The sequence below is a fragment of the Pseudomonas sp. NPDC077649 genome, from assembly GCF_044542855.1.
In the GTDB taxonomy this organism is placed as follows: Bacteria; Pseudomonadota; Gammaproteobacteria; order Pseudomonadales; family Pseudomonadaceae; genus Aquipseudomonas.
Genome location: NZ_JBITVF010000001.1, coordinates 944,355 through 967,585, shown reverse-complemented (window position 1 = coordinate 967,585; position 23,231 = coordinate 944,355). Strand labels below are relative to the sequence as shown.

19 protein-coding genes are annotated in these 23,231 nt (G+C 67.1%); 10 read left to right on the top strand and 9 right to left on the bottom strand.

Going from position 1 to position 23,231, the window contains the following annotated elements; genetic code table 11:
* Nucleotides 1-12: 12 nt before the first annotated feature.
* The gene (sodB, locus tag ACIGFL_RS04310; protein WP_397496256.1) at nt 13-594 is read left to right on the top strand and encodes a superoxide dismutase [Fe]; all 582 of its coding nucleotides are present in this window, start codon (nt 13-15) and stop codon (nt 592-594) included.
* A gap of 238 nt (nt 595-832) precedes the next feature.
* Nucleotides 833-2,899: a putative bifunctional diguanylate cyclase/phosphodiesterase gene (locus tag ACIGFL_RS04305; RefSeq protein ID WP_397496255.1), complete on the top strand. Its 2,067-nt coding sequence runs from the start codon at nt 833-835 to the stop codon at nt 2,897-2,899.
* A 42-nt stretch (nt 2,900-2,941) separates the two neighbouring features.
* Here the strand turns inward: ACIGFL_RS04305 and ACIGFL_RS04300 are convergent, their stop codons facing one another.
* Entirely contained in the window at nt 2,942-3,844 is a 903-nt protein-coding gene (locus tag ACIGFL_RS04300; RefSeq protein WP_021443759.1) for a GIDE domain-containing protein, read from the bottom strand.
* Nucleotides 3,845-3,848: 4 nt separating this feature from the next.
* Nucleotides 3,849-4,421, bottom strand: coding sequence for a LemA family protein (locus ACIGFL_RS04295; protein ID WP_397496254.1), 573 nt, complete (start codon nt 4,419-4,421; stop codon nt 3,849-3,851).
* A 189-nt stretch (nt 4,422-4,610) separates the two neighbouring features.
* On the opposite strand from ACIGFL_RS04295, the gene ACIGFL_RS04290 reads away from it, so the two are divergent.
* From ACIGFL_RS04290 to ACIGFL_RS04255, 8 genes are all read left to right on the top strand, one after another.
* Nucleotides 4,611-5,948, top strand: coding sequence for an imelysin family protein (locus tag ACIGFL_RS04290; RefSeq protein WP_397496253.1), 1,338 nt, complete (start codon nt 4,611-4,613; stop codon nt 5,946-5,948).
* Between the two features lie 230 nt (nt 5,949-6,178).
* Nucleotides 6,179-7,591, top strand: a complete 1,413-nt coding sequence (locus ACIGFL_RS04285) for a di-heme oxidoredictase family protein (RefSeq protein WP_397496252.1) — start codon at nt 6,179-6,181, stop codon at nt 7,589-7,591.
* A 10-nt stretch (nt 7,592-7,601) separates the two neighbouring features.
* Nucleotides 7,602-8,663: an imelysin family protein gene (locus ACIGFL_RS04280; protein ID WP_397496251.1), complete on the top strand. Its 1,062-nt coding sequence runs from the start codon at nt 7,602-7,604 to the stop codon at nt 8,661-8,663.
* Between the two features lie 2 nt (nt 8,664-8,665).
* Nucleotides 8,666-9,769: a DUF1513 domain-containing protein gene (locus ACIGFL_RS04275; RefSeq protein ID WP_397496250.1), complete on the top strand. Its 1,104-nt coding sequence runs from the start codon at nt 8,666-8,668 to the stop codon at nt 9,767-9,769.
* Between the two features lie 325 nt (nt 9,770-10,094).
* Nucleotides 10,095-11,717: a methyl-accepting chemotaxis protein gene (locus tag ACIGFL_RS04270; protein ID WP_397496249.1), complete on the top strand. Its 1,623-nt coding sequence runs from the start codon at nt 10,095-10,097 to the stop codon at nt 11,715-11,717.
* A 141-nt stretch (nt 11,718-11,858) separates the two neighbouring features.
* Nucleotides 11,859-12,992, top strand: a complete 1,134-nt coding sequence (locus tag ACIGFL_RS04265; RefSeq protein ID WP_397496248.1) for an efflux RND transporter periplasmic adaptor subunit — start codon at nt 11,859-11,861, stop codon at nt 12,990-12,992.
* A gap of 101 nt (nt 12,993-13,093) precedes the next feature.
* A complete protein-coding gene (locus ACIGFL_RS04260; protein ID WP_397496247.1) occupies nt 13,094-16,147 on the top strand; it encodes a multidrug efflux RND transporter permease subunit in 3,054 nt (1,017 codons plus the stop codon).
* Nucleotides 16,148-16,283: 136 nt separating this feature from the next.
* Entirely contained in the window at nt 16,284-16,511 is a 228-nt protein-coding gene (locus ACIGFL_RS04255) for a hypothetical protein (RefSeq protein ID WP_122107622.1), read from the top strand.
* 145 nt (nt 16,512-16,656) lie between these two features.
* On the opposite strand, the gene ACIGFL_RS04250 is transcribed toward ACIGFL_RS04255, so the two are convergent.
* The 7 genes from ACIGFL_RS04250 to ACIGFL_RS04220 form a co-directional block, all read right to left on the bottom strand.
* Nucleotides 16,657-17,286 (bottom strand): FKBP-type peptidyl-prolyl cis-trans isomerase, encoded by a 630-nt coding sequence (locus ACIGFL_RS04250; protein WP_397496246.1) that lies wholly within the window; start codon nt 17,284-17,286, stop codon nt 16,657-16,659.
* Nucleotides 17,287-17,348: 62 nt separating this feature from the next.
* Nucleotides 17,349-17,495, bottom strand: coding sequence for a DUF2256 domain-containing protein (locus tag ACIGFL_RS04245; protein ID WP_021442569.1), 147 nt, complete (start codon nt 17,493-17,495; stop codon nt 17,349-17,351).
* The gene (locus ACIGFL_RS04240) at nt 17,492-19,027 is read right to left on the bottom strand and encodes a cryptochrome/photolyase family protein (protein WP_397496245.1); all 1,536 of its coding nucleotides are present in this window, start codon (nt 19,025-19,027) and stop codon (nt 17,492-17,494) included. The genes ACIGFL_RS04245 and ACIGFL_RS04240 overlap by 4 nt, the downstream gene beginning before the upstream one ends.
* Nucleotides 19,028-19,037: 10 nt before the next feature.
* On the bottom strand, nt 19,038-19,343 hold the full coding sequence (locus ACIGFL_RS04235; RefSeq protein ID WP_122107624.1) for a DUF6482 family protein: 306 nt from the start codon (nt 19,341-19,343) through the stop codon (nt 19,038-19,040).
* Nucleotides 19,344-19,483: 140 nt separating this feature from the next.
* Nucleotides 19,484-19,978: a TIGR00645 family protein gene (locus ACIGFL_RS04230; protein WP_021443600.1), complete on the bottom strand. Its 495-nt coding sequence runs from the start codon at nt 19,976-19,978 to the stop codon at nt 19,484-19,486.
* A gap of 191 nt (nt 19,979-20,169) precedes the next feature.
* Nucleotides 20,170-20,511: a hypothetical protein gene (locus tag ACIGFL_RS04225; protein ID WP_021443601.1), complete on the bottom strand. Its 342-nt coding sequence runs from the start codon at nt 20,509-20,511 to the stop codon at nt 20,170-20,172.
* A gap of 165 nt (nt 20,512-20,676) precedes the next feature.
* Nucleotides 20,677-23,166, bottom strand: coding sequence for a Lon protease family protein (locus ACIGFL_RS04220; RefSeq protein WP_122107626.1), 2,490 nt, complete (start codon nt 23,164-23,166; stop codon nt 20,677-20,679).
* Between the last annotated feature and the right edge of the window lie 65 nt (nt 23,167-23,231).

Sequence of the window (23,231 nt, the reverse complement as noted above, 5' to 3'; positions counted from 1 at the left end):
AGGAGATAGACCATGGCTTTCGAATTGCCGCCGCTGCCTTACGAAAAGAACGCCCTCGAGCCGCACATTTCCGCCGAGACCCTGGAATACCACCACGGCAAGCACCACAACACCTACGTGGTGAACCTGAACAACCTGGTGCCGGGCACCGAGTTCGAAGGCAAGACCCTGGAAGAGATCGTCAAGACCTCCTCGGGCGGCATCTTCAACAACGCCGCGCAAATCTGGAACCACACCTTCTACTGGAACTGCCTGTCGCCCAACGGCGGCGGTCAGCCGACCGGCGCCCTGGCCGACGCCATCAACGCCGCCTTCGGTTCCTTCGACAAGTTCAAGGAAGAGTTCAGCAAGGTTTCCATCGGCACCTTCGGTTCCGGCTGGGGCTGGCTGGTGAAGAAGGCCGACGGTTCCCTGGCCCTGGCCAGCACCATCGGCGCCGGCTGCCCGCTGACCAGCGGCGACACCCCGCTGCTGACCTGCGACGTCTGGGAACACGCCTACTACATCGACTACCGCAACCTGCGTCCGAAGTACGTCGAGGCGTTCTGGAACCTGGTCAACTGGGAGTTCGTCGCCCAGAATTACGCGGCCTGAATTCAAGCCCCGTAACGCGAAAACCCGGCCTCGGCCGGGTTTTTCGTTTTCGGCGCGGCGAACGGCGCTCAAGTCCGCAGCCGGCGCACCGACACAGTGCTAGACGCCCGCTGTACCGGCAGGCTGCGCGCCGTCGAGAAAAAACTGCTGGCCCGCATGATGGCCCTTTGACGGCCAGGGCGAGATTGCCAATACTCTGATCCGACTGACGCTGGGCGCACAGAACAAGGAATCGCCTTTGAAGCTGGAACTGAAGAACAGCCTGTCACTCAAGTTGCTCCGCGTGGTGCTGCTCTCGGCGCTGGCAGTCGGGGTGGTTTTAAGCTGCGCGCAGATCGTCTTCGACGCTTACAAGACCCGCCAGGCAGTGGCCAACGACGCCCAGCGCATCCTCGGCATGTTCCGCGACCCCTCGACCCAGGCGGTGTACAGCCTGGATCGCGAGATGGGCATGCAGGTCATCGAGGGCCTGTTCCAGCACGAATCGGTGCGCTACGCCAGCATCGGCCACCCCAACGAACCCATGCTGGCGGAGAAATCCCGCGAGCTGACCCAGCTGCCGACGCGCTGGATGACCGACCCGATCCTCGGCCAGGAGCGGCACTTCTCCACCAAGCTGGTCGGCCGCGGGCCCTACAGCGAATACTACGGCGACCTCAACATCACCCTGGATACCGCGCCCTACGGCGAAAGCTTCGTCACCAACTCGGTGATCATCTTCATCTCCGGCGTGCTGCGCGCCCTGGCCATGGGCCTGGTGCTGTACCTGGTCTACCACTGGCTGCTGACCAAGCCGCTGTCGAAGATCATCGAGCACCTGACCCACATCAACCCCGACCGCCCCAGCGAACACAAGCTGCCCATGCTCAGGGGCAACGAGAAGAACGAGCTGGGCCTGTGGATCAACACCGCCAACCAGCTGCTGGCCTCCATCGAGCGCAACACCCACCTGCGCCGCGAGGCGGAGAACAGCCTGCTGCGCATGGCCCAGTACGACTTCCTCACCGGCCTGCCCAATCGCCAGCAGCTGCAGCAGCAGCTCGACCAGATCCTCGAGGACGCCGGCCGTCTGCAACGCCGCGTCGCCGTGCTGTGCGTCGGCCTGGACGACTTCAAGGGCATCAACGAGCAGTTCAGCTACCAGAGCGGCGACCAGCTGCTGCTGGCCCTGTCCGATCGCCTGCGCAGCCACAGCGGCCGCCTCGGCGCGCTGGCCCGCCTCGGCGGCGACCAGTTCGCCCTGGTCCAGGCCGATATCGAACAACCCTACGAGGCCGCCGAGCTGGCGCAGAGCGTGCTCGACGACCTGGAGCAGCCGTTCCTCCTCGACCAGCAGGAAGTGCACCTGCGCGCCACCATCGGCATCACCCTGTTCCCCGAGGACGGCGACAGCACCGAGAAGCTGCTGCAGAAGGCCGAGCAGACCATGACCCTGGCCAAGAGCCGCTCGCGCAACCGCTACCAGTTCTATATTGCCAGCGTCGACAGCGAGATGCGCCGCCGCCGCGAACTGGAAAAGGACCTGCGCGAGGCGCTGGCGCAGAACCAGCTGCACCTGGTCTACCAGCCGCAGGTGGACTACCGCGACCACCGCGTGGTCGGCGTCGAGGCGTTGCTGCGTTGGCAGCACCCGCAACACGGCTTCGTCGCGCCGGACCTGTTCATCCCGCTGGCCGAACAGAACGGCACCATCATCCCCATCGGCGAATGGGTGCTCGACCAGACCTGTCGCCAGCTGCGCGAGTGGCACGACCAGGGTTTCAGCGACCTGCGCATGGCCATCAACCTGTCCACCGTGCAACTGCACCACGCCGAGCTGCCGCGGGTGGTCAACAACCTGATGCAGGTCTACCGCCTGCCGGCCAAGAGCCTGGAGTTGGAAGTCACCGAGACCGGCCTGATGGAAGACATCAGCACCGCTGCCCAGCACCTGCTCAGCCTGCGCCGCTCCGGCGCCTTGATCGCCATCGATGACTTCGGTACCGGCTACTCCTCGCTGAGCTATCTGAAGAGCCTGCCGCTGGACAAGATCAAGATCGACAAGAGCTTCGTCCAGGACCTGCTGGAAGACGAGGACGACGCCACCATCGTTCGCGCCATCATCCAGCTCGGCAAGAGCCTGGGCATGCAGGTGATCGCCGAGGGCGTGGAGACCGCCGAGCAGGAGGCCTACATCATCGCCCAGGGCTGTCACGAGGGGCAGGGCTACCTGTACAGCAAGCCGCTGCCGGCGCGCGAACTGACCCTGTTCCTCAAGCAGGCCCGCCGCCTCAGCGCCGCCGCCGGTAACCCCGCCACTCTCTAAAGGGGCAAGCCTACCTCGATGGCAGGCTCGCTGCCCTAGGCCTCAGAAATGCCGCACGCCCAGCAGCCAGGCGGTGGCTAAAGCGCCGACCAGGCACAGCGCCGCGCCCGCCGCGGCCTGCCAGTAGAAGCCGCGGGCCAACTCGTCTTCGCCGGCATTGGCAAGGATGAAGGGACGCGCCTCGCCCGGCTTGGCCATCTTGTGCCGCGCCGGCTCGGCGCTGCTGCGCCGGTGCCTGTGCTCCGCCTCCAGCTGCGCGGCCAGGCGCACGCGGCCCCACTCGCGCTCGTCCAGCTCGCCGTTGCCATCGCTATCGAAACGCTGCAGCAGCCCGGCATAGTCGCCCTTCCACTCGCGGATCACCTGGCCCTGCGCGCCGTGCAGGTCGAGGCCCTGCTGGCCGCCGCCGGTGGTGCGGAAATCGCCGATGGCATAGAGCGGCTGGCCGACGTGAAAACGCTCCTCGCAGTAGCGGTAACGCTTGCCGCTGCTGAGAAAGCCCAGCAGCCCGGTCTTGGCCGGCCCCAGCGGGTGACGCAGGTTGCCCTGCCAGACCTCGCGCACCAGCGGGCGCACCTCGGCGCCGCGCGGGTCGATCAGGCATTCGCCGGTACCGTCGACCAGGCGCAGCCAGGCATCGCTGCTGCCACTCTCGATCACCCGCCAGCTGCGCTTCTTGCCACTGGATTTGTACTCCTCGATGCGAAAGCGCCACCACAGGCAGGGTTTACCGGTCAGCGGGCCACGCACCGCCGCCTCGGGCAGCTCCTCCAGCACGCCGTAGAGTTCGACATAGCCCTGCGCCGCCGAGCGGATCTTCGAGGTCGGCGTGTCCAACAGATGGCGCGCCTGCGACCAGCGCCGCAGACACCACCAGCCACCGCCCAGGCAGGCGCCCAGGCTGAATCCCAGGGCGACCAGCAGGCCGCCGATATCGCCTTCCATCGCCTCAGCTGAACAGCGATTTGAGGTCGACGTCGGCCTTCTCGGCTTCGCTGAACACCAGCAGCTCGGCGGCCTGGAAGGCGAACAGGCGGGCCAGGATCACGTCGGGGAACTGCTCGATGCGCACGTTGTTGAGGTTGACCGCCTCGTTGTACAGCTCGCGGCGGTCGGCGATGCCGTTCTCCAGGCCGCTGATGCGCTGCTGCAGGTGCTGGAAGCTGTCGTTGGCCTTGAGCTCCGGGTAGTTCTCGGCCAGCGCGAAGAGCTGGCCGAGGCCGGCGCGCAGGCCGCTTTCCGCCTTGCCCAGGGCGCCGACGTCGTGCTGCTCGCGGGCGCTGGCCACGGCGCTGCGCGCGGCGATCACCCGCTCCAGGGTGGCGCCCTCGTACTGCATGTACTGCTTGCAGGTCTCCACCAGCTTGGGCAGCTCGTCGTGGCGCTGCTTGAGCAGCACGTCGATGTTCGACCAGGCCTTGCTCACCCCATGCTTGAGGCGCACCAGGCCGTTGTACAGCGACACCGCGTAGGCGCCGAGCAGGACGAGGACGACGATCAGGATCACGGCGGTCAGGCTCATGCAGTTTTCTCCATGCAGAACTGCGAATCGGTGCCGGCATTCTAGCGGCAGCGGCGCCCGACGGCAGCGATATCCCGCACAGCGACGCATAATGGCCTTTACACATAATGCGAAACATTTGCATTATGTTGCGGTTTTACAGGTACCCCTGCGTACCATCCACATTCCGCACATGCAAAGGACCCCGCCATGATTCGTATGCCCCTGGCCTCCGCCAGCCTGCTGGCCATCGCCATTTCCCTCGCCGGTTGCGGCGAAGACCAAGCGCCCGCCAGCCAAGCGACGGCCCCGGCTGCCAGCAGCGAGAGCGCCGCTCCGGTCGCCGCAGCCAAGGTCGACCAGGCGGCGGCCAAGGCCGTGGTCAAGCACTACGCGGATCTGGCCCTGGCCGTGTTCAGCGACGCCGCCAGCACCGGCAAGGCCCTGCAGAGCGCCATCGACGCCCTGCTGGCCAACCCCAGCGAAGCCACGCTGAACGCCGCCAGGCAGGCCTGGCTGGCCGCGCGCGTACCCTACATGCAGACCGAAGTGTTCCGCTTCGGCAACGCCGTGGTCGACGACTGGGAAGGTCAGCTCAATGCCTGGCCGCTGGACGAAGGCCTGATCGACTACGTCGCCGCCGACTACCAGCACGCCCTGGGCAACCCCGGCGCGCAGGCCAATATCGTCGCCAACAGCGAGCTCCAGATCGGCGAAGACAAGATCGACGCGAGCGAGATCAACGCCGAGCTGCTGGCCAGCCTGAACGAGCTGGGCGGCTCCGAGGCCAACGTCGCCACCGGCTACCACGCCATCGAATTCCTGCTCTGGGGCCAGGACCTCAACGGCACCAACCCCGGCGCCGGCGAGCGCCCCTATACCGACTACCTGGTCGGCGAAGGCGCCACCGGCGGCAATGGCGAACGCCGTCGCGCCTACCTGAAGGCCGCCACCGAGCTGCTGGTCAGCGACCTGGACAGCATGGTCGAGCAGTGGAAAGACGGCGTCGAAGGCAACTACCGCAGCGAGCTGCTGGCCGACTCGGCCGAGAACGGCCTGCGCAAGATGCTGTTCGGCATGGGCAGCCTGTCCCTCGGCGAGCTGGCCGGCGAGCGCATGAAGGTCGCCCTGGAAGCGGGCTCCACCGAAGACGAACACGACTGCTTCAGCGACAACACCCACAACTCGCACTTCTACAATGGCAAGGGCATCCGCAACGTCTACCTGGGCGAGTACCGCAAGGTCGACGGCAGCACCCTGAGCGGCCCGAGCCTGGCCGAACTGGTGGCCAAGATCGACGCCCAGGCCGACGCCACCCTCAAGGCCGACCTGGAAGCCAGCGAGGCCAAGCTGCAGGCCCTGGTCGACAGCGCCGAGAAGAACAAAGTGCACTTCGACCAGCTGATCGCCGCCGATAACACCGAGGGCCAGCAACTGGTGCGCGACGCCATCGCCGCCCTGGTCAAGCAGACCGGCGCCATCGAACAGGCCGCGGCCAAGCTGGGCATCGGCGACCTCAACCCGGATACCGCCGATCACCAGTTCTGATCGAACCGGTAACCGCACGGACCGGCGCTTTCGCAAGGGAGCGCCGGTTTTTTATGGGCGATTGCACGCCCTGTAGAAGCAGTCTGGCACCCGACTCCCGGATTGCATCCAGGCCACAAGACAGCTTTGCGCGACCTTTTGCCCCGCCAATGAAACGCTAATCCATCTTATTTAAGCTCCGTTAGCCTGCTAAGCTTAGCCCCCTCCTGTTTCACGCTCCGGACTCTTCGATGCTGTCGTTCCCGCGCCGTTTGCTGCCCCTGCTGGCCCTCGCCCTGGCCGCCTGCGATCAGCAACCGCGCTTCACCGCCGCCGAGCCCGGCGAAGCGCTCTCGGCCGGCGCCGCCAGCGTGCGCCAGTACGATCACAACGCCTTCTCCATGCCCGCGGCCAACCTGGCACCGAGCCGGCGTCTGGACTTCGCCGTGGGCAACAGCTTCTTTCGCAACCCCTGGGTCGTCGCCCCGGCCACCACCACCGCACGCGACGGCCTCGGCCCGCTCTTCAACACCAACGCCTGCCAGAACTGCCATATCAAGGACGGCCGCGGCCACCCGCCGGCGCCCGATGCCGCCAGCGCCGCCTCGCTGCTGGTGCGTCTGTCGCTGCCCCACGATGCGGCCCAGGCCGAGCTGATCGAACGCCTGGGGGTGATTCCCGAGCCGACCTATGGCAGCCAGCTGCAGGATATGGCCAACCCCGGCGTGGCGGCGGAAGGCAAGGTGCGTCTGAGCTACCGCAGCCTGCCGGTGCGCTTCGTCGACGGCACGCTGGTGGAGCTGCGCCAGCCCGAGCTGCAGATCAGCCAGCTCGGCTACGGCGACATGCACCCGGACACCCGTTTCTCGGTGCGCGTGGCGCCGCCGATGATCGGCCTGGGCCTGCTCGAAGCCATTGCCGAGGCGGATATCCTGGCCAACGCCGACCCGGGCGACGCCGACGGCGACGGCATCTCCGGGCGACCCAACCGGGTCTGGGATCGCGTCCAGCAACGCAGCGTACTCGGCCGCTTCGGCTGGAAGGCCGGTCAGCCCAATCTCAACCAGCAGAACGCCGACGCCTTCGCCAATGACATGGGCCTGACCAGCTCGCTGATCCCCCACGACAACGGCAGTCCAGCGCAAACCGATTGCCTGGCCGCGCCCCATGGCGGCGAACCGGAGGTCAGCGACAATATTCTGGCCAGCGTGCTGTTCTACAGCCGCAACCTCGGCGTGCCGGCGCGTCGTGACGTCGACTCGCCCGAAGTACTCAAGGGCAAGAATCTGTTCCATCAAGCCGGCTGCCAACAGTGCCACACTCCCAGCTTCACCACTGCGCCTGATGCCGCCGAGCCGGAACTGGCGAGCCAGTTGATCCGTCCCTATACCGACCTGCTGCTGCACGATATGGGCGAGGGGTTGGCCGACGGCCGCGAGGAGTTTCTCGCCACTGGCCGCGAGTGGCGCACCGCGCCGCTGTGGGGCATCGGTCTGACGCAGACGGTCAATGGTCACAGCCAGTTCCTCCACGACGGCCGCGCGCGCAACCTGCTGGAAGCCATCCTCTGGCACGGCGGCGAGGCCGAGGCGGCCAAGCAGCAGGTCCTTAGCTTCGACGCCGAGCAGCGCGCCGCGCTGCTGGCCTTTCTCAATTCCCTATAAGGAGCCCGACATGCTGCACAAGAGCCTGATCGCTTCTCTGCTCGGCCTGGCCCTGGTCGGCTGCGGCCAGCAGGAGCCCAATGCCAAGGTCAGCGCGGCGCTGGCCGACGGCGTGCTGCTGCCGGCCTACAGCAGCTGGCAGGAAGCCGACCGCCAACTCGCCGCCAGCGCCGCCGCCTTCTGCGCCGGCGACGCCGACCTGCCGGCCGCGCGCCAGGCCTTCCTCGGCGCGCAGAGCGCCTGGGCCGGGCTGCAGCCGCTGCTGCTCGGGCCGCTGGCCGAAGGCAATCGCGCCTGGCAGATCCAGTTCTGGCCGGACAAGAAGAACCTGGTGCAGCGCCAGGTCGAAGCCCTGGTCAAGAACAAGCCGCAGCTGAGCCAGGCCGATGTGGAAAGCGCCAGCGTGGTGGTGCAGGGCCTGAGCGCCTACGAATACCTGCTGTTCGACCCCAGCCTGGATCTGGCCCAGGCCGAGCAGAAGGCGCGCTACTGCCCGCTGCTGACGGCCATCGGCGAGCATCAGCAGGCGCTGGCTGGCGAGATTCTCGGCGAGTGGCGGGGCGAACAGGGCATGGCCGCGCAAATGAAGCGCTTTCCCAACGAGCGCTACGCCGACGCCGACGAGGCCATCGCCGAACTGCTGCGCGTGCAGGTCGGCGCCCTCGACGGCCTGAAGAAGAAGCTCGGCGCGCCCATGGGCCGGCAGAGCAAGGGCATTCCCCAGCCCTACCAGGCCGAAGCCTGGCGCAGCGCCGCGAGCCTGGCCAACCTCGGTGCCGCCCTGGCCAGCGCCGAACTGCTGTGGCACGGCAGCAACCAGGACGGCCTGCAGGCGCTGCTCGGCAGCGATCAGGCCGAACTGGTGGAGCGCATCGACGCCGCCTACCAGGACACCCGCCAACGCCTGGCCGCGCTGGAGCGGCCGCTGGGCGAGCTGCTCGGCGAAGACGCCGGGCGCGCCAACCTCGACGAGTTGTACGACAGCCTCAATCGCCTGCACCGCCTGCAGGAAGGCGAGCTGGCCAAGGCCCTCGGCGTGCAGATCGGCTTCAACGCCCACGACGGGGACTGACGATGCAGCGCAGAACCTTGCTCGGCCTGGGCGCGCTGCTCGGCGTCGGCGCCGCGACCGGCGCCTTCGCCGGCTGGACCCTGCTCGGCCCAAAGGGCCAGCCGCTGCTGCTGTCCGCCCGCGACGACGGCGACGGCCGCCACTACGCCGTGGGTTTCCGACTGGACGGCTCGCGCGCCTTCGCCACGCAGGTAGCCGAGCGCTGCCACGACGTGGTGCCGCACCCCAGCCTACCGCTGGCGCTGTTCGTCGGCCGCCGGCCGAGCACCGCCAGCTACCTGATCGACACCCGCGAAGGCCGCCTGCTGCAGAGCCTGGTCACGCCGGCCGGCCGCCACTTCAACGGCCACGCGGTGTTCCACAAGGGCGGCGACTGGCTGTACGCCACCGAGAACGACACCAACGAGCCCGGTCGCGGCGTGCTCGGCGTCTACCGCCTGCAGGGCGAGCGCCTGGTGCGCGCCGGCGAGCATGCCAGCCACGGCGTCGGCCCGCACCAGCTGCTGTGGATGCCCGACGGCGAAACCCTGGTGGTGGCCAACGGCGGCATCCGCACCGAAGCCGAGAGCCGGGTGGAGATGAACCTCGACGCCATGGACGCCAGCCTGGTGCTGATGCGCCGCGACGGCAGCCTGGTCAGCCGCGAACGCCTGGCCGAGCAGCAGAACAGCGTGCGCCACCTGGCCGTGGCCAGCGACGGCACGGTGGTCAGCGGCCAGCAATACATGGGCGACATCCAGGATGCGGCCCCGCTGCTGGCGATCAAGCGTCCCGGCCAGGCCTTCCAGCCCTTCCCCCTGGGCGAGGCGCAGCGCCTGGCGATGAACCAGTACACCGCCAGCGTGGCGATCCACAGCGAGCTGCGCCTGCTGGCGCTGACCGCCCCGCGCGGCAACCGCTTCTTCATCTGGGACCTGGACAGCGCCGCGGTGCGCCTGGACGTGCCGCTGGCCGACTGCGCCGGGGTCGGCGCGCTGGCCGAGGGCTTCGTGGTCAGCTCCGGCCAGGGCCGCTGCCGCCTGTACGACTGCCGCGGCGAGCGCATAGTCGCCAAGGCGCTGGAGTTGCCGGCCGGGCTGTGGGACAACCACCTGCGCCTGGCCTAACGCTCTGGGGGCGACCCGGGACGCGAGCCTGCCGCATCCCGGATTGCATCCGGGCCATCCGCGCCAGCGGTTGGGGGCGCCGCGAGCCTCGCAAGGCGAAACGCCTCCCCCGCCTCCGCGAGAGCAACGGCAAACAGACGCGCAAGTGTCATCCAAACGTCATCAACTGGTCATAACCTGCAAAAGCCCGCCGCGGCGTGGCCAACCTATACTTCAGCACCTGCTCCCGGCGACGGAGCGGCTGAGCGATAGGGAAATCGACACCACCGCCACGCGCTGCTTTTCAGCTGGCTTCCCAACGTTCGAACTCCGAGGCATGACCCCCATGCTGCAAAAATCCCTGCGTGCGCAGATTCTCGCTCTGCTCGGCGGCAGCCTGGCGCTGATCCTGGTCACCGCGCTGGCCTGCTTCAGTTTCCTCTCCGGCGGCATCCAGTCCTACCGCGGCCTGCTCGACGGCCCGCTGGAGGCCTCGCGGCTGATCGACGCGGCCAACGTCGAGTTCAAGACCCAGGTGCAGGAATGGAAGAACGTGCTGCTACGCGGCCAGGACAGCGCCAACCTCGAGCGCTACTGGAGCCAGTTCGAGGCGCAGGAGCGCAAGGTGCAGGAGCGCCTCGGCCAGCTGATCCAGGTCGCCGCCGCCGATCCGGCGCTGAAGGCCCAGGTCGAACGCCTGCGCAGCGAACACCAGAGCCTCGGCGCCAACTACCGCAAGGGCCGCGACGCCTTCGTCGCCGCCGGCGCCGACGCCCAGGTCGGCGATGCCGCGGTCAAGGGTATCGACCGCGCCGCCAGCGAGCAGATGAGCGCGCTGGTCGACCAGCTGCGCCAGCACAGCCTGAGCCAGGCCGAGCAGATCAACGCCAGCGCCGAGCGCACCATCCTCAGCGGTACCCTGCTGATGCTGGCCGCCGCCCTGGTGATCGGGGTGTTCAGCCTGTGGCTGGTCAATCGCCACCTGATCATCCCCATCCGCCACCTGATCACCCACGTCGATCAGCTCAGCCACGGCCAGTTCGGCCAGCGCGTGGAGACCTCGCGCGCCGACGAACTGGGCATGCTGGCGATAGCCGCCAACACCCTGCGCGACTTTCTCGCCAGCACCACCGAGAGCTTGCACCGGAGCAGCGGCAACCTCGACAACGCCAGCGGCGAGCTGAACGCCATCGCCTCGCGCATGACCGAGGGGGTCAACGAGCAGTTCCAGCGCACCGACCAGGTCGCCACCGCCATGCACCAGATGTCCGCCACCGCCCAGGAGGTGGCGCGACATGCCGCCGAGGCGGCGCACGCGGCGGACGATGCCGACGACTCGGCGCGCCAGGGCGGCAAGGTCATGCAGTCGACCATCGCCACCATCACCGACATGCGCGGCGAGATCGCCAACACCGCCGAGGTGATCCGCCGCCTGGAGGCCGACAGCGGGCGCATCGGCAAGGTGCTGGAGGTGATCCGCGGCATCGCCGAGCAGACCAACCTGCTGGCGCTCAACGCCGCCATCGAAGCGGCGCGCGCCGGCGAACAGGGCCGCGGCTTCGCCGTGGTGGCCGACGAGGTGCGCACCCTGGCCCAGCGCACCGCCGAATCCACCGCCGAGATCAACCAGATCATCGATACCGTGCAGACCGGTGCGCTGAATGCCGTGCGCGCCATCGAGAGCGGCCAGCAGCGCAGCGAGCAGGGCGTCACCCAGGTCACCGAGGCCGGCGCCATGCTGCAGCGCATCACCGGCGCGGTGGAGGCGATCCGCGACATGAACCGGCAGATCGCCACCGCCGCCGAGGAGCAGACCTCGGTGGCCGAGGACATCTCGCGCAACCTCACCGAGCTGACCGCCATCGCCAGCGCCAACCAGGAAAACGTCGAGCGCACCCAGGCCGCCAGCCACAACCTGCGCAACCTGTCCGGGCAGCTGGGCGAGGTGACCCGCCGCCTCGGTTCATAGATCACTCAGCAGCTGGCACAGGGAAGTGCCAGCACCCTGCAATCACCCGCCCCACGGGGTTTTGACAGCGCCCGGCTCTGGCACTAAGGTGCCTCTCTTGCCTATTCCCAGGCCCTACCCTGCTCGCCAAGGAAACGGAATATGTTGCTCCGCCGCATGCTCATCATGCTCGGCGTGGTACTCGTCGTGGTACTCGCCTTCGCCGCCTACAAAGGCCTCTCCATCTACCAGCAGATCCAGATGTTCTCGGCGCCGCAGCCGGCCATCAGCGTCTCCGCCGCACAGGCCGAGCAGCAGCCCTGGCAGGGTCGCCTGCCGGCCATCGGCACGCTCAAGGCGTTCCAGGGCGTCGACCTGTCCGCCGAGGTGGAAGGCATCGTCAGCGCAGTGCTGTTCGAGTCCGGGCAGAAGGTCACGCTCGGCCAGCCGCTGATCCAGCTCGACAGCGAAGTGGAACGCGCCAACCTGGCCACCGCCGAGGCGGTGCGCAGCCTGGCGCGGGTCGAATTCGAACGCGGCCGCAGCCTGGTGAACCGGCAGAGCATCTCCAAGAGCGAGTTCGACCGCCTCAACGCCGAGCTGCTCAAGGCCGAGGCGACGGTCGCCCAGCTCAAGGCGCAACTGGACAAGAAGCGCGTGCTCGCCCCCTTCGCCGGCACCATCGGCATCCGCCAGGTGGACACCGGCGACTACCTCTCGCCCGGCGCCGCCATCGCCACCCTGCAGGACCTGTCGCGCCTGCACGTCGACTTCTTCCTGCCCGAACAGCGCGCGCCGCTGCTGCAGGTCGGCCAGCGCGTGCTGGTCGGCGTGGCCGCCTACCCGGGCGAGACCTTCGAGGGCCGGATCGCCGCGCTCAACCCCAAGGTGGAGAACGAGACCCGCAACCTGCAAGTGCGCGCCACCCTGAGCAACCCGGACGAGAAGCTGCTGCCGGGCATGTTCGCCAACCTCGAGGTGCTGCTGGCAGGCGACGAGCCGAAGATCGTGGTGCCGGAAACCGCCATCACCTACACCCTCTATGGCAACTCGGTGTACGTGGTGCAGGAAAAGCAGGACGAGGACGGCCAACCGGTCAAGGATGCCGAGGGCGAGACGCAGCTGACGGTCGAGCGGCGCTTCGTCGAGACCGGCGAGCGCCGTGCCGGCCGCGTGGTAATAGTCAAGGGGCTGCAAGCCGGCGAACAGGTGGTCACCTCCGGCCAGCTCAAGCTGGACAATGGCGCCCATGTCGAGCTGGTCGAAGATCCGGCACTGCAACTAGACGCGAACTGACCCGTCAACGCGCGTAGGAGCCAGCCCGCTGGCGATCTGCCCCAAGCCAGATCTCGCCGGCATGCCGGCTCCTACGGATGACAACAGCCAAGGAAATCCTTATGGCTTTTACCGATCCTTTTATCCGCCGTCCGGTGCTGGCCACAGTGGTCAGCCTGCTGATCGTGCTGCTCGGCTTCCAGGCCTTCGGCAAGCTGAGCATCCGTCAGTACCCGCAGATGGAGAACGCCCTGATCACGGTGACCACCGCCTACCCCGGGGCCAACGCCGAGACCATCCAGGGCTATATCACCCAGCCGCTGCAGCAGAGCCTGGCCAGCGCCGAAGGCATCGACTACATGACCTCGTCGAGCCAGCAGAACCTGTCGACCATCTCCATCTACGCGCGCATCGGCGCCGACACCGACCGCCTGTTCACCGAGCTGCTGGCCAAGGCCAACGAGGTGAAGAACCAGCTGCCGCAGGACGCCGAGGACCCGGTGCTGTCCAAGGAGGCGGCCGACGCCTCGGCGCTGATGTACGTCAGCTTCTACAGCGACGAGCTGTCCAACCCGCAGATCACCGACTACCTCTCCAGGGTGATCCAGCCCAAGCTGGCCACCCTGCCCGGCATGGCCGAGGCGCAGATCCTCGGCAACCAGGTGTTCGCCATGCGCCTGTGGCTGGACCCGGTGAAGATGGCCGCCTACGGCGTCACCGCCGGCGACCTCAACGAGGCGGTGCGCAAGTACAACTTCCTCTCCGCCGCCGGCGAGGTGAAGGGCCAGTACGTGGTCACCAGCATCAACGCCAGCACCGACCTGAAGTCGGCCGAGGCCTTCGGCGCCATTCCGGTGAAGACCCTCGGCGATACCCGCGTGCTGGTGCGCGATATCGCCCGGGTGGAAATGGGCGCGGAGAACTACGACTCGATCAGCTCCTTCGACGGCATCCCCTCGGTGTACATCGCCATCAAGGGCACGCCGAGCGCCAACCCGCTGGAGGTGATCAAGGAGGTGCGCGGCATCCTCCCCGAACTGGAGGCGCAGCTGCCGCCGAACCTCAAGGTGGCCATCGCCTACGACGCCACCCTGTTTATCCAGGCGTCCATCGACGAGGTGGTCAAGACCCTGATCGAGGCGGTGCTGATCGTCATAGTCGTGGTGTTCCTGTTCCTCGGCGCGCTGCGCTCGGTGCTGATCCCGGTGATCACCATCCCGCTGTCGATGATCGGCGTGCTGTTCTTCATGCAGCTGATGGGTTACTCGATCAACCTGCTGACCCTCCTGGCCATGGTGCTGGCCATCGGCCTGGTGGTGGACGACGCCATAGTCGTGGTGGAGAACATCCACCGCCATATCGAGGAGGGCAAGACGCCGTTCGACGCCGCCATCGAGGGCGCGCGCGAGATCGCCGTGCCCGTGGTGTCGATGACCATCACCCTGGCCGCGGTGTACGCCCCCATCGGCTTCCTCGAAGGCCTGACCGGCGCGCTGTTCAAGGAGTTCGCCCTGACCCTGGCCGGCGCGGTGATCATCTCCGGCATAGTCGCCCTGACCCTGTCGCCGATGATGTGCGCCAAGCTGCTGCGTCACGACGAGAATCCCTCGGGCCTGGCCCATCGCCTGGATCTGATCTTCGACCGGCTCAAGCAGCGTTACCAGAAGATGCTGCACGGCACCCTCAACACCCGCCCGGTGGTGGTGGTGTTCGCCCTGATCGTCATGGCGCTGATCCCGGTGCTGCTCAGCTTTACCGAGAGCGAACTGGCGCCGGAGGAGGATCAGGGCATCGTGTTCCTCTTCGCCAACGCACCGCAGCCGACCAACCTCGACTACGTCAACGCCTACACCGACCAGTTCGTGGAGATCTTCAAGACCTTCCCCGAGTACTACTCCTCGTTCCAGATCAACGGCTTCGACGGCGTGCAGTCGGGCATCGGCGGTTTCCTGCTGACGCCGTGGAACGAGCGCGAGCGCACCCAGATGGAGATCCTTCCGGAGGTGCAGGCGCGGCTCAACCACATCCCCGGCCTGCAGATCTTCGGCTTCAACCTGCCGTCGCTGCCGGGCACCGGCGAGGGCCTGCCGTTCCAGTTCGTGATCAACACACCGAACGACTACGAGTCGCTGCTGCAGGTGACCGAGCGCATCAAGGCGCGCGCGCTGGAGTCGGGCAAGTTCGCCTTCCTCAATATCGACCTGGCCTTCGACAAGCCGGAAATCGTGGTCGACATCGACCGCGCCAAGGCCGCGCAGATGGGCGTGTCCATGGAGGACCTGGGCGTCACCCTGGCCAGCCTGCTCGGCGAGGGCGAGATCAACCGCTTCACCATCGACGGCCGCAGCTACAAGGTGATCGCCCAGGTCGAGCGCGCCTACCGCGACAATCCGGGCTGGCTGGACAGCTACCACGTGCGCAGCGAAAGCGGCGTCATGGTGCCGCTGGGCACCCTGATCAGCCTCAGCGACCGCGCCCGGCCGACCAAGCTCAAGCAGTTCCAGCAGCTCAACTCGGCGATCATCGAGGGCGTGCCGATCGTCAGCCAGGGCGAGGCGATCAACACCATCACCGCCATCGCCCGCGAGGAAGCGCCGCGCGGCTACAGCTTCGACCATGCCGGCGCCTCGCGGCAGTACATCCAGGAAGGCAGCGCGCTGTTCGTCACCTTCGCCCTGGCCCTGGCGATCATCTTCCTGGTGCTGGCCGCGCAGTTCGAGAGCTTCCGCGACCCGCTGGTGATCCTGGTCACCGTGCCGCTGTCGATCTGTGGCGCGCTGGTGCCGATCTTCCTCGGTTTCTCGACCATGAACATCTACACCCAGGTCGGCCTGGTGACGCTGATCGGCCTGATCAGCAAGCACGGCATCCTCATCGTCGAGTTCGCCAACCAGCTGCGCCACGACAAGGGCCTGCCGCTGCGCGAGGCCATCGAGGAAGCGGCGGCGATCCGCCTGCGCCCGGTGCTGATGACCACCGCGGCGATGGTGTTCGGCATGGTGCCGCTGATCCTCGCCAGCGGCGCCGGCGCGGTGAGCCGCTTCGACATCGGCCTGGTGATCGCCACCGGCATGAGCGTCGGCACGCTGTTCACCCTGTTCGTCCTGCCCTGCGTCTACAGCCTGCTGGCCAAGCCGGATGCCGAGCCGCAGGCGCAGACCGTGCCCGCCCATTGAGCAGTGCCTGCCCGTAGGGTGTCGCGGGGCCGCGACACCCTACAGGCGGCGTACGACAGAAAGGCGTAATAAGTCCTTGCTATTTATGTAATAGGAATTATTCTCAGTTACGTAAAGACGGCCAAGGAGACCTGCCATGACCTACCTGATCGATGCCTGGCTGGACCGCCCGCATCCCTATCTGCGCATCCTCAATCGCGAAACCGGCGAGGTCTGCGCCATGCTCGAAGAAGAAGCCCTGGACGAATTGCGCGACCAGGGCGACCTCGACCTGCACGAACTCAACTCCAGCGAACCCATAGTGCTCAAGGAGCTGGTGCGCAGCCTGTTCCTGTTCTGCTACGCGCGGGCCTTGCGGCCCTAAGTCGAAACCGCCATTCGGTGCTCGCGGCGCCATCGCTGAAACGCAAACGGGGCGCCCTGTTTCCAGGGCGCCCCGTTTCGTTGGCCTTTCTCGCTGTCAGGTAGGGTGCGCCATGCGCACCGCAGCGACAGCCTGTGTCCAAGGCTTACAGGATATCGAGCAGCTCGACATTGAACACCAGCACGCTGTGCGGCGGGATGCTGCCGACGCCCTGGGCGCCGTAGGCCAACTCGCTCGGCACGTGCAGGCGCCACTTGCTGCCAGTGCCCATCAGTTGCAGCGCCTCGACCCAGCCCGGGATCACCCCGCCGACCGGGAATTCCGCCGGCTGGCCGCGCTCATAGGAGCTGTCGAACACGGTGCCGTCGATCAGGGTGCCGTGGTAATGAGTACGCACCTGGTCGTCGGCCGACGGCTTGGCGCCCTCGCCCGCCACCAGTACTTCGTACTGCAGGCCCGACGGCAACACGGTCACGCCTTCGCGCTTGGCATTCTCGGCCAGGTAGGCGCGGCCTTCGCCGGCAGCGGCTTCGGCCTTGGCGGCGGCTTCGGCCTGCATGATTTCGCGGATAACCTTGAAGCTGGCGCCCAGCTCGGCCTCGGAGACGCGGCTGGCCTGGCCGCCGAACGCGTCGGTCAGGCCGGCGAGGATGGCCGTCAGGTCGACGCCGGGCGGCGGGTTGTCGCGCAGTTGACCACCGAGCTGGCGGCCGATGCCGTAGCTGACGCGGCCCTCGTCGGAGGACAGATCGGGGCTGAAGGTGAATTCGGACATGAAAGGCTCCGCTTGGGGCTGCAAAAAGGCCGGCCAGACTAGCACAGAAGCGCGGCCCGTCGTCACGCGCCCATGCTGGCGGAACGGCGGCGTCGGCAGCGCTCGGAGCAGTAACGCACTTCGTCCCAACAGCGCGCCCATTTCTTGCGCCAGGTGAACGGCAGGCCGCAGACCGCGCAGCTTTTCACCGGCAGCTGGCGCTTGTTCACAGCATCTCCCCGGCATCCAGGCGGGCCAGCAGGCGTTCGCCCCAGTCCCACAGCGCCTGCTGCCTGGCCTCGTCCATGCGCGCCAGGTTGCGATAGACCATGCCCAGGCGCGGGTTGCGCTCGAGCCGCTCGCGGTGGCGCATAAGGAAGTGCCAGTACAGCGCGTTGAACGGACAGGCCGACTCGCCGCTGCTTTCGCTCACCTTGTAGGCGCAGCCGCTGCAGTAGTCGGACATGCGTTTGATGTACTGGCCGCTGGCGCAATAGGGCTTGGAACCCAGGTAGCCGCCGTCGGCGTGCATCACCATGCCCAGGGTATTGGGCAGCTCGACCCAGTCGAAGGCATCCATGTACACCGCCAGGTACCAATCGCAGATCTGCTTGGGCGCGATGCCGGCGAGCAGGGCGAAGTTGCCGGTGACCATCAGCCGCTGGATATGGTGGGCGTAGGCGTGCTCCAGGGTCTGGCCGATGGCCTGGCGCAGGCAGTTCATGCGGGTGTTGCCGGTCCAGTAGAACGCCGGCAGCGCGCGCGTGTTGCCGAAGGCGTTGCCCTCGGCGTACTCGGGCATCTGCAGCCAATAGATGCCGCGCACGTACTCGCGCCAGCCGATCAGTTGGCGGATAAAGCCCTCCGCCGCATTCAGCGGCACCCGCCCGGCCCAATAGGCGGCCTCGACGTCGGCGCACAGGCGGCGCAGGTCGAGCAGGCCGATGTTCAGCGCGGCGCTGATGCGCGCGTGAAACAGGTAGGGCTCGCCGCTGGCCATGGCGTCCTGGTAGTCGCCGAAATCTGCCAGGCCGTGGGCGAGGAAATGCGCCCAGAGCCGCTCGGCCTCGGCGTGGGTCACCGGGTAGTCGAAGGCCGCCAGGCTGCCGTAATGGTGGGAAAAGCGCGCGGCCACCAGCGCCAGCACCTCGCCGGTGATCGCGTCGGGCGCGCTGCGCAGCGGCTGCGGCGGGCGCACGCCGCGCGGCAGGGCCTTGCGGTTGTCGGCGTCGAAGTTCCAGGCGCCGCCCACCGGCGTGCCGTCGCCGTTCATCAGCAGGCCGCTGCGGCGGCGCATCTCGCGGTAGAAGTACTCCATGCGCAGCTGCTTGCGCCCGCCGGCCCAGGCGGCGAACGCCTCGCGGCTGCAGAGAAAACGCTGGTCGACATGCCAGTGAATCGGCAGGCCGCAGTGGCGCAGGGCCTGCTCCAGGCGCCAGTCGCCGCATTCGGTAAGGTGGATTTCCTGGGCGCCGAAATGATCGGCCCAGCGCAGCAGTTCGCCGGGCAGCGAGCCGCTGTTGTCGGCATCGTCCAGGCGCACGTACTGCACGCGCAGGCCGCGCTCACGCAGCGCCGCGGCGAAGTGGCGCATGGCGCTGAAGATCAGGGCGATCTTCTGCGGATGGTGCGGCACATGGCCGGCCTCCTCCGCCACCTCGGCGAGCAGCACGACGTCCTGCGCCGGGTCGAGCCCCTGCAGGCTGGCCAGATCGAAACTGAGCTGGTCGCCGAGCACCAGGGCCAGGCGGCGCGCGCTCACCCTCACCCGATCACCAGCTGGAACGCAGGGAAATCGGCACCTTCAGGCAGTCCTGGCTGCCGGCCGGCATGCCGCACATCTCGTCGTGCACCACCGCGTGCACCAGGTTGAACGGCACCTTCGGCAACTCGTGCAGCAGGTCGCGCGCATGTTCCACCGAGCGCAGGTGCAGGGTGGCGCCCTGGCTGTCGCTGAGCGGGTGGGCGCGGCCGTCCATCTGCGCTTCGAGCAGGTAGATGCCGCCCTCCATGGAGATCAGGTTGAGCTCGTCGATGTGCCCGGCGAGGGCATGGCTGGACAGGTCTTGCAGATTCATGGGGCTCTCCTTACGCAGGCAAAGCTATACAAAAATCACTTCATATACAATTTTTGTACAAGTAGATAAAAGCACAAGGCAGAAAGCAAACCGCCCGTCCGTTTTGCAACGGCCGGGCGGCGGTGGAGCCCCGGGACGACTCAGCCGTCGTACTTGGTCAGCTTGTCCAGATAGCCCATGGCGAAGGCCGAGCCGACGAAGGTCAGGTGGATGATCACGTACCACTTGAGGTACTCGAGGTCGTAGTTCTTGGCGTCCATGAACACCTTGAGCAGGTGGATCGAGGAGATCGCCACGATGGAGGCGGCCACCTTCATCTTCAGCGAGCCGGAGTCCATCTTGCCCAGCCAGCTGAGCTTCTCGGTGCCTTCGCGAATGTCCAGGCGCGAGACGAAGTTCTCGTAGCCAGACAGCATCACCATCACCAGCAGGCCACCGACCAGAGCCATGTCGATCAGCGACAGCAGCTTGAGGATCACGTCGGCTTCGGCGAGGGTGAAGATCTGCGGCAGGATGTGGTACAGCTCCTGGAAGAACTTGATCGACAGCGCCAGCACCGCCAACGACAGGCCGAAGTAGATCGGGGCCAGCAGCCAGCGCGAGGCGTACATGGCGTTTTCGATGAGGCGTTCCATAGGGACTCACTGCAGGGTCAAAACTGGCGCGAGTATACCCACACGCCAGCGCCAGACAAAGCGCGCGACGGCCTCGGCGGTTATCCACGCTTTCTGTGGATAAAGCTGTGGGCAATGGCGCCTTGCGCGGCGCGACGGGGCATGGCCTGCGGCCTGGGCGGCGCTGTACAAAAGCCGCGCAGATGTGACCCTCAGGTCTCCGGCTGGAACTGGTAGCACCCGGTGGGTCGACGGCGCTCGCCGTTGAGGCGACGCAGTTCGGCCTGCAGGTGCAGGCGCCAGATGGGTGGTTCGAAGCATTCGGCATAGCCCTGCTGGGCCAGGCTCTCGGCGATGGACGCAAGCACCCCTTCGGCGACAAAAGGCCCGTAGAACGGGCCCTGTGCCTTGATCGCCGAGGGTTGCGCGCCGGACATGCCGGCCGCGCAGAGCAGCGTCCAAAGTCCGTTTTCCCCGGCCAGCGGCCGGATCACGCATTCGATACGAGTGACCAGGCCCAGGCATTGGCGGGTAAGGCAGAGGCTACGCGGCATGGCGGCGACCCTCGCGGATTCCAGGCTCCAGCCTACACCCCGAGCGGCCGCACTGTGAAGGCCAAAGTTATCCCCGCAATCTGTGGATAACTCTGTGCATGACGGCTGAACAACGATGCCGGCACGGTTGCCCCGGGCGATCCGGGACAATCGTGCAAGATTTGTTCAGCCCGCGGCGCCCTCGCCTTCGCCCTTCTTGCGCCGCGGCGCCTTGGCCGGCTTGGCGGCGACGGGCTCGGCTTCGGCCTTGGCCTTGGCCGCCTCGGCGTGCTTGCCGTCTTCCTCCAGGTCGATCTCGGCGATTTCACGCAGGCGCTCGACCACCCGCGCATTGACGCTGCCCTTGGGGAAACGGCCCTGCTCGTCCGGATGGCCGGCCGCCTCGCCGACCAGCAGGCTCAGCGCCTCGTCGACGTGGCGCACGGCGTAGACGTTGAACTGGCCGGCACGCACCGCCTGCAGCACGCGGTCGTCGAGCATCAGGTTGCTGACGTTGGAATGGGGGATGATCACCCCCTGCTCGCCGGTCAGACCGCGTGCCTCGCACAGGCGGAAGAAGCCTTCGATCTTCTCGTTGACCCCGCCGACCGCCTGCACTTCGCCGAACTGGTTGATCGAGCCGGTGATGGCGAAGCACTGCTTGAGCGGCGTGCGCGACAACGCCGAGATCAGCGTGCAGACCTCGCCGAGCGAAGCGCTGTCGCCGTCGACGTAGCCGTAGGACTGCTCCAGGGCGATGCTGGCGGAAATCTCCAGGGGGAATTCCTGGGCGTAGCGGCTGCCGAGAAAACCGGTGAGGATCATCACCCCCTTGGAGTGGATCGGCTGGCCCAGGCTGACTTCGCGCTCGATGTCGACGATGCCGCTGCCGCCTGGATAGACGGTAGCGGAGATACGCGCCGGCACGCCGAAGGCCGAGTCGCCCACTTCCAGCACGGTCAGGCCGTTGCACTTGCCGACCGCGGCGCCGCAGGTGTCGATGAGGATGATGCCGGCCAGCATGTCGTCGATGATCCGTGCCGACACCCGCCCGGTGCGGGTGGCCTTGGCCTTGAGGGCGCGCTCGATATGGCCGACGTCGGTGAGCGTCTCGCCGGCCAGGTGGCGGATGAAGTCGGCCTCGCTGACCAGCTGGAACAGGTCGCCGATGCGTGCCGACAGACGGCCCTGATGCTCGGCCAGGCGCGCGCTGTAGGTGGCCAGGCGCGCCACCGCCGCGCCGGTCAAAGGCGCCATGCCCTCCTCCGAGGTGCGCGTCTTCATCAACTGGGCGAACTGCTCCAGGCTGTCCTCGGCCAGGGGAATGTCCTCGTCGAAGTCGACCAGCACGCGGAACATCTCCTGGAAGTCCGGGTCGTGGTCCTGCAGTGCGTAGTAGAGCTGGCGCGAGCCGATGATGATGACTTTCAGCTGCAGCGCGATGACCTGGGGATTGAGGGTCACGGTGGCGATGCGGCCGAGGTCGCCCAGCGGCGATTCCATCTTCAGCTGGCGCGAATGCAGGGCGCGCTTGAGCGCCTCCCAGACGAAGGGCTCGTTGAGCAGCTTCTCCGCCTCCACCACCAGGTAGCCGCCGTTGGCGCGGTGCAGCGCGCCGGGGCGCAGCTGGCGGTAGCTGGTGTACAGCGCGCCCTGGTCGGAGCTGTATTCGATGCGGCCGAACAGGTTGTCGTAGGTCGGGTGCGACTCGAACACCACCGGCGCACCGCCGTTGGCGTGGTGACCGACCACCAGGCTAGGGCAGTACTGCTCCTCGAGCAGCTTGCGCAGCTGCGGGTCGGCCTTGTCGACGTCGACCAGCTGCTCGACCGCGGTCTTCAGCAGATTGACCTGCATCGCCTGCAGATAAGCGCAGACGCCGGCGTTCTCCGCGTACTTCTCCGACAGCGGCGCCAGCAGCGGCTGCAGGGCGACGGTGATGGTCTCCTCGTTGAGCTGGCGCAGCAGGTTGCTCGACTCGCGTTTCCACTGCGGCAGGCTGGCCAGCTCCTCGTTGAGGCGCTCCTCGAGCAGGGCGATGTCGGCATGGAAGCGCTCGCGCTCGGCTTCCGGCAGCTGGGCGAACTCGGCCTCGTCCAGCGCCTTGCCGTCAGCCATCGGGGTGAAGGCGATATTGCTGCTGTCGCGGTACAGGGCCACGCCCTTCTCCAGCGACAGCTTCTCGATCACGTCCAGCGCCTGGTCGTAGCGCTTGTTGAAGGAGCGGTCGATGGCGCTCTTCTTCTGCTGGTAAGTGGGCGTCTCGAACACCGCCGGGAAGGTGGCCAGCAGGTTGTCGATCAACTGGTTGATGTCGGCGATGAAATCGCTCGCGGTGCCGGCCGGCAACTCCAGCGCGCGCGGCTCGCGCGGCTCGTCGAAATGGTTGACGTAAACCCGATCAGCCGGGGTCTCCATGCGCTTGGCCTCGGCCTTGAGGTAGCGCTGGACGAAGGAGAAGCGTCCGGTACCCGGCTCGCCCATGACGAACACGTTGTAGCCGGGGCGCGGCATGGCCACGCCGAACTGCAGGGCCTCCACCGCGCGAGCCTGACCGAGCACGCCACGGAAGGGCTCGAGGTCGTCGGTGCTGGTGAAGTTGAACTGCTCGGGGGCGAAGGGGCGGGTCAGGGAGTCGGGCGGCAGCCGCAGGCTGGCAGCAACGGAGTCGGGCATCGTAAATCCTTAGGCGGGAAGGCAGGGGCCTGGGGAAATCATGGCCCCATCCGCGGTCCCGGACA